This window comes from Actinobacillus capsulatus DSM 19761 (genome assembly GCF_000374285.1).
Classification (GTDB): Bacteria; Pseudomonadota; Gammaproteobacteria; order Enterobacterales; family Pasteurellaceae; genus Actinobacillus; species Actinobacillus capsulatus.
Map to the genome: position 1 here is coordinate 154,357 of NZ_KB893933.1, position 9,452 is coordinate 163,808.

Below are 9,452 nucleotides of genomic sequence, written 5' to 3' on the forward strand. Positions count from 1 at the left end.
TGACAGGGGCAGAAGGCTCTCTGCCCTATAATAATCTGATAAAAGGTTCTAATGACTTATACCGAATGGCTCGCTTATGCAGTAAATGTGTTACAAGCAAATTTAGCTCAAGATCCCTATCTTCATCCTAAAACGGATGCAAACATACTGTTACAAGCGGTCACAAAACGCTCAAAATCTGCAATTTTTGCTTTTGGTGAGAGCAAACTAAGCCAAACTGAAATGTCTCAATTGGAAGCGTTGCTTACTCGCCGCTTACAAGGCGAACCAATGGCGTATATTTTAGGTGAAAAAGAATTTTGGTCGTTGCCATTAAAAGTTTCGCCGCATACGTTAATCCCTCGACCGGATACGGAACGCTTGGTTGAAGTCGCATTAGAATGGGCTTACAAGCGGTTAGAAATCCAAAAAACTTTGCAAATTTTAGATTTAGGCACCGGCACTGGTGCAATCGCCTTAGCACTGGCTTCCGAACTTGGAGATAAAGCCCAAATCATCGGCGTGGATTTTAAGCCGGAAGCGGTTGCGCTTGCCGAAACCAATCGACAAAATTTAGGTTTTCAAAACGTAACCTTTTTACAAAGCGATTGGTTTTCCGCTCTTGAAAATCAGCAATTTGATCTTATTGTTAGCAATCCGCCTTATATTGATAAACAAGATGAAAATCTGAAATACGGCGATGTACGTTTTGAACCACTCTCCGCACTGGTTGCCGAAGAAAATGGTTTGAACGATTTGCAAAAAATTATTCAAAATGCACCACTTTATTTAGCCAATAACGGGGCATTAATGCTGGAACACGGTTGGCAGCAGGCTCAATCGGTTCAACAAATTTTTCACCAATATCAATGGGATGAAATAGCCTCATTCCAAGATTATGGCGGTAATGACCGCCTGACGAAAGCAGTAAGAAAGGCAAAATAATGGACGATATTATTCAAGAATTACTCAAAGAATTGGAAGATCCGAAAATAGAAATTAGTCGTAGCGAATTGCAAAAATATCTATACCGAGAAATGGTTCGTCTAACGTTACTGATTGATGATTCTTTGAGTGAGCCGCAAGTATTAGGTTTAATGTCTGCACTAGTAAAAAAGGCCCGTTATCAAGTAAATGCCACATCAGATGCCGAACGCATTCAACAATTACTTGATCTCGTCTATCAAGAATGGAAATTTAACTGTGATTATGAGGGTTATTTCCATACGGATAATTTATTACTTAACCGAGTGATTCGTCGTCATCAAGGTATGCCGGTTTCTGTTGGCGCGATTGTGTTATATTTAGCGGCAGCGCTTGATTTACCGCTTTATCCAGTAAACTTCCCAACCCAATTAATCTTACGTGCCGAAATGAAAGATGAAAAAGGTAAAACCACAGTACGTTTTATTAACCCTTGGGACGGTAGTTTCTTACCGATGGAACTCTTGATTAAATGGCTTGAAGGCGAAGTCGGTTATGGCGTTGAATTATCACCGGATTTACTGCGTAAAGCTCAGCCGAACGAATTACTTGAACGAGTAGAAACTGTCTTTAAAATGGCGCTGACGCGTGAGAAAAAATACGAAGAAACCTTACGCGTAATTGAATACCGCCTTGCGTTCAGTCCGGAAGATCCGTATGAAATTCGTGATCGGGGAATGGTGCTAGCGAGTATGGATTGCTACCAAGCGGCATATGAAGATCTCAGTTATTTTATCGATCAATGTCCGGAAGATCCTTCCGCCGTAATGCTCAAACTCGAAATGAAAGGTTTAGAGCAAAAAAGCAAAGAAAGTAGATTACATTAATCCCAGATCGCTTTTTTGTAGCAAGAACATCAACATAAAATCCTTTAACTTACTTAAAATCCTTTTGGATTAAGGAAATAGAACATGAACAATAAAATCGTAAAAGTCGGCAAGATTGAAGTGGCGAATGACAAGCCGTTTACTTTATTCGGCGGTATGAACGTATTAGAAAGCCGCGATATGGCAATGCGTATCTGTGAAAATTACGTAGAAGTGACCAACAAACTTGGTGTGCCTTATGTATTTAAAGCTTCTTTCGATAAGGCGAACCGCTCATCAATTCACTCTTACCGTGGACCGGGTATGGAAGAAGGTTTAAAAATCTTCCAAGAATTAAAAGATACATTCGGTGTAAATATCATTACTGACGTGCACGAAATTTATCAATGCAAACCGGTAGCGGAAGTGGTGGATATTATCCAGTTACCGGCGTTCTTAGCTCGCCAAACGGATTTAGTCGAAGCAATGGCGCGTACCGGTGCGGTGATTAACGTGAAAAAACCACAATTCTTAAGCCCGGGTCAAATGGGTAATATCGTAGAGAAAATTGCGGAATGCGGTAATGAAAACGTGATTCTTTGCGATCGTGGCACCAACTTTGGCTACGATAATTTAGTGGTGGATATGCTCGGCTTTAACATTATGAAAAAAGTATCGAAAGGCTGTCCAGTAATTTTTGACGTGACTCACTCATTACAATGCCGTGATCCGTTCGGTGCAGCATCAGGCGGTCGCCGTGCTCAAGTAACCGAATTGGCTCGCAGCGGTATGGCGATCGGTTTAGCCGGTTTATTCCTTGAAGCGCATCCGGATCCGAACAGTGCAAAATGTGACGGTCCGTCAGCCTTACCGTTATCAAAATTAGAAGCATTCGTTAGCCAAATGAAAGCGATTGATGATTTAGTTAAATCATTCGAAGAAATTGATACGTCAAACTAATGCCTATTACCACGGGGAGTCATCACTTCTCGTGGTAAAAATTTAAGGAGCCTTCCATGACAGTGTTTAATATCGTTTTTCTGGATAAAACCGGTGTACCCACCCACGAAATCCCTCGCCCTTCCTTTCCTCATACTTGGACGGAATACAACAGTACCGATGCCTCACAAACCTTGGAGCGTGCTAAAGATGCCGATATTATCGTCACCAGCAAAGTATTACTCGGCAGAGAATTACTGGCTCAATTACCGAAACTGAAATTAATCGCAATTACCGCCACCGGTACCAATAATGTTGATTTAGTCGCGGCGAAAGAATTAGGGATCGCAGTAAAAAACGTCACCGGCTATTCCACCACAGCGGTGCCGGAACACGTTTTAGGCATGATTTTTGCGCTGAAACACAGCTTAATCGGTTATCACCGAGATCAAATTACCTCGGATCGTTGGGCAACGTGTGGGCAGTTCTGTTATGTCGATTATCCGGTAACCGATATTCGAGGCTCAACCTTAGGTATTTTCGGCAAAGGTAATACCGGTTCGGAAGTTGCCCGCTTAGCACAAGCGGTCGGAATGAAGGTAATTTTTGCAGAACACAAAGGTGCAACTGAAATTCGTGAAGGTTATACCGCTTTTGAAGAAGTATTCAAGCAAGCGGATGTTATTTCATTACATTGCCCACTCACCGATTCAACTCAAAACCTGATTAATGCCGAAACCTTGGCATTAATGAAACCGACCGCCTATTTAATTAATACTGGCAGAGGTCCGTTAGTGGATGAAGCTGCATTATTAGATGCTTTAGAGAGCGGCAAGATTGCCGGAGCAGCGTTGGACGTATTAGCCAAAGAGCCACCGGAAAAAGACAATCCGTTAATGCAGGCGGCAAAACGCTTACCGAATTTATTAATTACCCCGCACGTTGCGTGGGCAAGCGATTCGGCAGTCACTACTTTAGTAAATAAAGTGACGCAGAATATGGAAGAATTTGTGCTCAACGGAAAATAATATTCCACGAAATAGCCTGATTCCTAAAAGATACAAGCGGTTTAAAATTAGCGAAAATTTGCAAAAAATTCGGTAAATTTGACCGCTTGCTTTTTAAGTATTAGGTATAAATGGCTAACAATATAAACTATGAATTTAACAACTCTTTTTATTGCCTTTCGCTATTGGCGTTCTAAAAGTGCTGACCGGTTTGGACGCTTAGTGACCAACTTGGCAAGTTTTGGGATCGTACTTGGCGTGATGGCATTAGTGATCGTGCTGTCGGTAATGAATGGCTTGGAGAATATGCAAAAGCGTAATTTGCTTTCTACACTTCCGCACGCCATTGTGTTACCGCAAGACGGATATTTCTATAAAAATCAATCACTTAACTTACCGGCATTTGCAAGTAAAAGCGTAGCGATTAATAAAGCGAATGTAATTATCCAAAGCCAGCAAGGAATCAACGCCGGTCAATTACTCGGCGTTGAAAATGAAAACGATGATCCAATGTTGATTGGTGAAGATGTCAAAGCACTACTGCCACAAGGTGAATTTAACGTGTTGATCGGCTCACGTCTTGCTAACAAGTTAAATATTGGCACTGGCGAAAAGATCCGCTTGATGATTACTGAAAACAGCCAATATACGCCGATGGGGCGTGTGCCGGTGCAGCGTCTCTTTAACGTGGTTGGGATTTATCACAGCAACAATGAAGCGAGCGAATATACCCTTTTCGCCAACCTTGCCGACGTTGGGCGTTTATTGCGGATCACCGAAGACCAAGTGCAAGGTATGCGTCTATATTTGCAAGATCCGTTTCAAGTTACCGAACTTAGCCAATATTTCGATACAAATAGCTACAAAATTAGTGACTGGCGTGAACAAAAAGGCGAATTTTTCCAAGCGGTTCGTATGGAAAAAAATATGATGGGTTTATTGATCAGCCTGATCATTATCGTGGCAATTTCCAATATCGTGACTTCACTCAGTCTGATGGTGGTGGACAAACAAGGTGAAATCGCCATCTTACAAACCCAAGGTTTAACTAAACGACAAGTAACACAAATTTTTATTTTCCAAGGTGTGATTGTCGGAGTAATCGGTTCGATTTTAGGCGGTATTATTGGTACGGTTATCGCGCTCAATTTGGATGAGATTGTGGTGTTACTCAATCCGAATATTCATCTACCGACACTGATTTCGCCAATGCAGGTGGCAACCATTCTCGTGACTTCGATTGTGTTGTCATTGGTTTGTACCCTTTATCCGGCATACCGTGCAGCAAAAATCGAACCGGCTCAAGCATTGAGATATGAATAATTTCAACCACGGAATACACAGATAACACGGAAAAAAATTCAATGATTTCTGAGTATTCCGTGTGTTCTGTGGTTTACAGGAGAAACCTCGGATTGGGATATAAATACTATTAACTACGGAATACTAGGATAGTACGGAAAAAATTTCTGTGTATTGAGTGTGTTCCGTGGTTCTAAATATTTCCACTTAAATGAAGATAAAAACAATATGATCGAATTACTGCGCTGTGAAAATATCAGCAAATTTTATGATGAGGGCAACCAAAAGGTGCAAGTCCTCAAAGACGTTTCATTTTCGATGAATAGCGGTGAATTAGTCGCAATTGTCGGCTCATCCGGTTCAGGCAAAAGCACTCTATTGCACACGCTTGGCGGTTTAGATCAACCGAGTTCGGGTGAAGTTTGGATCAAACAACAATCGCTGCAAAAATTAAGTGCGAATAAACTGGCGCAACTGCGTAACCAAAATCTCGGTTTCGTTTACCAATTCCATCACTTAATGGCAGATTTTACTGCGCTTGAAAACGTGATGATGCCAATGCTAATCGGTAATCAAAACAAAAGCGAAGCACGCGATCGTGCCGAAAAAATGCTACAAGCGGTCGGATTATCGCACCGAATTACCCATCGTCCTTCGGCTCTTTCCGGTGGCGAACGCCAACGTGTGGCGATTGCCCGTGCGTTAGTCAATAATCCGGCGCTCGTGTTAGCTGATGAACCGACCGGTAACCTCGACCAAAAAACCACCGAAAGTATTTTTGATCTGATCAAACAACTGAATGCCGAGCAAAATATCGCATTTTTGTTAGTTACTCACGACCTAAATTTGGCAAATAAATTAGCTCGTCGCTTTGTGATGCGAGATGGTGTATTAAGCGAGGCAGATTAATGAATACCCCCTTTTTTATTAGCTGGCGTTATCAACGAGGCAAACAAAAAAATCGGTTGGTCTCCTTGATCTCACTATTTTCCAGTATCGGCATTGCACTTGGTGTGGCGGTATTAATTATCGGCTTAAGTGCGATGAATGGCTTCGAGCGAGAGCTAAATCAGCGAGTGCTTTCCGTTGTTCCGCACGCCGAGCTGTATTCCTATCATGGTAATGAAAACGCCCCGATACAAGCGGGCAAAAAACTGGAAAATCTTGCAAATAGCAATCCGAATGTGACCGCTTCTTCGCCTTTCGTTAGCTTTACCGGCTTGATCGAAAACGGTACACAACTGAAGATTGCTCAGGTTCGAGGCGTTGATCCGGTTAAGCAAGATAAAGTCAGTTCGCTTAGCCATTATATTCCGAGTGAGCAATGGCAGGCTTTCCATCAACAAGGCGGTTTGATTCTTGGTGCCGGTATTGCTAAAGATTTGGAAGTGACCGCAGGTGATGAAGTCACGCTATTATTGCCACAACCGACCGAGGACGGCAAATTAGCTCAACCGTTACGTTTCAGCCTACCGGTAACCGGCGTACTGAAACTGGAAGGGCAACTTGACCATAGCTATGCATTATTACCGATTGAAAAAGCCCAAGAGTTATTGGAATATCAACCGAATGAATATTCGGGCATTGAGTTGGCATTAAAAACACCGTTCAAAGTACAAGAACTGCAGATGCCGGAACTCGCTAACTTTAATCAACCGCTGTATCTCAACACTTGGATAGAAAAATTCGGTTATATGTATAACGATATTCAGCTGGTTCGTACCGTGATGTATATTGCGATGGTTTTAGTAATTGGCGTGGCGTGTTTTAATATTATTTCTACGCTGATAATGGCGGTAAAAGATAAGCAAGGTGATATTGCGATTATGCGCACACTTGGCGCCAATAATAGTTTTATCAAACGTATTTTTCTATGGTACGGTTTATTGTCCGGTATGAAAGGGGCGTTGGCTGGGATTATACTCGGCGTGATACTGTCGCTGAATTTAACCGTAATGATTAAAGCAATCGAAGGATTTTTCAGTATCAAGCTGCTATCAGACGGCGTTTACTTCGTAGATTTCCTACCAAGCGAATTACATTGGCAAGATGTCGCTTATGTGCTAATTGCAACCATTGTGTTAAGTCTATTCGCCAGCCTCTATCCGGCAACCCGAGCGGCAAAATTAGAACCGGCGAAAGTATTAAGCGGTCATTAACTTTGATATGACAAAGCACGAGTTTAGCTCGTGCTTTTTTGTTTTCCGATGACCTGACAAGCGGTCAAATTTCACTGATTTTTTGCACATTTTCCTCATAAAAAAACCTCAGTTCTTTCGAACTGAGGTTTTTATTATTGCTTGCTACAAGTTAGTGATTACCACTGATAACCTACACTTGCCGCTGCACCGGAGTCACCACGTGTATTAGTGTTTACAGAGAATTTCACACCAATCTTACCGTTATCCGATAAACGTGAATAACCTACCGCTACCGCACTTTGACCTTTGTAAGTACCCACACCGGCAGCTACCATAGACTTACCAGGGATAGTTACATGGTATAAGTTACCCGCTGCCATTGCACCTGCAATACCTGCACGTAAGTTTCGATCAACCTTATCAACTTTGTTATTCACTGCATTGATACTATTGTTGATGTTGTTCACCGCACCTTTTAATTGCGCTACGTTTACAGCATCGTTATCTTTCTTACCTGCCGCAACATTGGTAATACGACTAGCATTACTTACTGAGCCGTCCGCCTGAGTAACGTTATTACCTGCAATAGATACTTCACTTACACCATCTTCACCAGTTACAGCATTGATATTTGCCACATCCTTACCGTTGTTATCTTTCAGAACAACGTTATTGGTTGATACCGTATTAAAGGTTGGCTTATCTGAAGTCGCAATTGCAATTTCATTGCCTTTCTTCGCAAGATTAATATTGTTACCTGCTCTTACCGTAACAGTATTACCCATCGCAACATTCGATTTACCCGTCGTAGTCACTGAACCTGTAGAGCCTTCAACAGTCAACGCTTCGATATTCCAACCTTTTGCAACTTCATTGGTTAAATTCGTCACATTTTGGTTAGTTGCATATAACTGACTACCGTTCACAGCCTCTTTGCTATCCGCAGAAACTAAACCGTCTGCTAGGTTAGCAATCTTCGTACCTGCAGCATCGATACCTGATTTCGTCATACTAGGGCCACGATTAATGCTCACGCCTTCGTTATTGATCGTAGTATCACCGACAGTCACTTGATTTTTCACCGCTACTGAATCAAAACTTGCATTCGAATTCGTAGCAATAACCACATTCTTACCTTCACCGCCAATGACAATATTTTGACCGGCTTGGTAATTAACTTTCTCACCGGCAGAAATTGAACTATTGCTATTCGCAACATAATCACTTCTACCATTTGAACCGGCTACAGTACCTGCATTAATCGACCAACTCGTGTTATTCACAAGATCAGCCACCGTTGTTGCATTTAAGTATGCATCACCATTTGCTACTTTTGCTTTACCGTCAGTAATCGTAGCCGTCGTGGTATTTACGTTAAATGTCACGTTAGTTTGTGTGCCAGCATCATTTGCTGTCACTTGTGCAGTTGTACCATTACCATTCACAAAGTTAACTTGGTTGCCTGCCGTTACTTTATCTTTTTCAACACCGTTGCCTTGGATTGTCCAAGATACGTTGTTGAGGGCATTTACCACATCACCTACAGTTGCAAAGCTATTATTCGCTTTATCACCTGCTGCTGAAGTTTCCGCTACACCGGTTGTACTGTTAATCGTTACTGGTGCTTTGTTTACCTCAACGGTGTAAATGGTTTGGCCATTATCACCTGTTGTTGGTGTAACGGTCGTGGTATTACCGTTTGCTAACTCGGTTTTCGCCGCGGCTGTTTTCGCATCTAATTGTGATACGTTTACTGCATCGGTTGCATTAGTACCGTTTGCAACATTGGTAATCTTATTACCGCCGGCATCAATTCCGTCATTGTTAATGGTTACATTACCCACTTTCACGCCATCCGCTGTCACTGAAGTATTACCTACAGTTAAACCATCGTTGTTTAGCGTTGTGTTACCAATCTTCACGCTGCCTTTATCCGTTAGGTCAAGATTGTTTGATAATGTGACTTTAAACTCGGTGTTATTACCTTGCGTGCTCGATGTTACGTTTAAGTTTTGATTACCCGATACGACCGTTGAAGTTAGCTCTGAGTCTGTAATCGCTTTTGCTACATCTTCTGCTGTTGCAAATGTATCACCATTTTTATCTGCCGTTACTTTACCGTTATTCACAGTTAAACCTGATTTGTTTACGTTGAACGTAACATTAGTTTTCGTACCGTCAGAATTTACCTCTGCGGTTGTACCAGTACCATTCACAAAGTTAACTTGGTTGCCTGCCGTTACTTTATCTTTTTCAACACCGTTGCCTTGGATTGTCCAAGATACGTTATTGAG

General features: G+C 42.0%; 8 protein-coding genes. 7 read left to right on the forward strand and 1 reads right to left on the reverse strand.

Features of this window, described 5'->3' with window-relative positions; translation table 11 throughout:
* Positions 1–51: 51 nt before the first annotated feature.
* The 7 genes from prmC to lolE all read left to right on the forward strand — a co-directional run bounded on the left by prmC (position 52) and on the right by lolE (position 7,176).
* The gene (prmC, locus tag C228_RS0104195) at positions 52–924 is read left to right on the forward strand and encodes a peptide chain release factor N(5)-glutamine methyltransferase (RefSeq protein WP_018651442.1); all 873 of its coding nucleotides are present in this window, start codon (positions 52–54) and stop codon (positions 922–924) included.
* Entirely contained in the window at positions 924–1,790 is an 867-nt protein-coding gene (locus C228_RS0104200) for a SirB1 family protein (RefSeq protein ID WP_018651443.1), read from the forward strand. The genes prmC and C228_RS0104200 overlap by 1 nt, the downstream gene beginning before the upstream one ends.
* Positions 1,791–1,874: 84 nt before the next feature.
* Positions 1,875–2,729, forward strand: a complete 855-nt coding sequence (gene kdsA / locus C228_RS0104205) for a 3-deoxy-8-phosphooctulonate synthase (RefSeq protein WP_018651444.1) — start codon at positions 1,875–1,877, stop codon at positions 2,727–2,729.
* A gap of 56 nt (positions 2,730–2,785) precedes the next feature.
* Positions 2,786–3,736 carry a 2-hydroxyacid dehydrogenase gene (locus C228_RS0104210; protein WP_018651445.1) on the forward strand — a complete coding sequence of 317 codons (951 nt, stop codon included), beginning with the start codon at positions 2,786–2,788 and terminating at the stop codon, positions 3,734–3,736.
* Positions 3,737–3,865: 129 nt separating this feature from the next.
* A complete protein-coding gene (locus C228_RS0104215; RefSeq protein ID WP_018651446.1) occupies positions 3,866–5,038 on the forward strand; it encodes a lipoprotein-releasing ABC transporter permease subunit in 1,173 nt (390 codons plus the stop codon).
* A 207-nt stretch (positions 5,039–5,245) separates the two neighbouring features.
* Complete coding sequence (gene lolD, locus C228_RS0104220; protein WP_005620377.1) at positions 5,246–5,926, forward strand: lipoprotein-releasing ABC transporter ATP-binding protein LolD; 681 nt, start codon at positions 5,246–5,248, stop codon at positions 5,924–5,926.
* Positions 5,926–7,176, forward strand: coding sequence for a lipoprotein-releasing ABC transporter permease subunit LolE (lolE, locus tag C228_RS0104225; RefSeq protein WP_018651448.1), 1,251 nt, complete (start codon positions 5,926–5,928; stop codon positions 7,174–7,176). Before lolD ends, lolE begins: the two co-directional genes overlap by 1 nt.
* A gap of 158 nt (positions 7,177–7,334) precedes the next feature.
* Here the strand turns inward: lolE and C228_RS14040 are convergent.
* A partial coding sequence (locus tag C228_RS14040; protein ID WP_018651449.1) for a YadA family autotransporter adhesin occupies positions 7,335–9,452 on the reverse strand: 2,118 nt, incomplete at its 5' end.

Excerpts from the sequence above, each read along its gene's own strand:
- lolD (WP_005620377.1), top strand. The coding sequence starts at position 5,246 with ATGATCGAATTACTGCGCTGTGAAAATATCAGCAAATTTTATGATGAG.
- lolE (WP_018651448.1), top strand. The coding sequence starts at position 5,926 with ATGAATACCCCCTTTTTTATTAGCTGGCGTTATCAACGAGGCAAACAA.
- kdsA (WP_018651444.1), top strand. The coding sequence starts at position 1,875 with ATGAACAATAAAATCGTAAAAGTCGGCAAGATTGAAGTGGCGAATGAC.
- C228_RS0104210 (WP_018651445.1), top strand. The coding sequence starts at position 2,786 with ATGACAGTGTTTAATATCGTTTTTCTGGATAAAACCGGTGTACCCACC.
- C228_RS0104200 (WP_018651443.1), top strand. The coding sequence starts at position 924 with ATGGACGATATTATTCAAGAATTACTCAAAGAATTGGAAGATCCGAAA.
- C228_RS0104215 (WP_018651446.1), top strand. The coding sequence starts at position 3,866 with ATGAATTTAACAACTCTTTTTATTGCCTTTCGCTATTGGCGTTCTAAA.
- prmC (WP_018651442.1), top strand. The coding sequence starts at position 52 with ATGACTTATACCGAATGGCTCGCTTATGCAGTAAATGTGTTACAAGCA.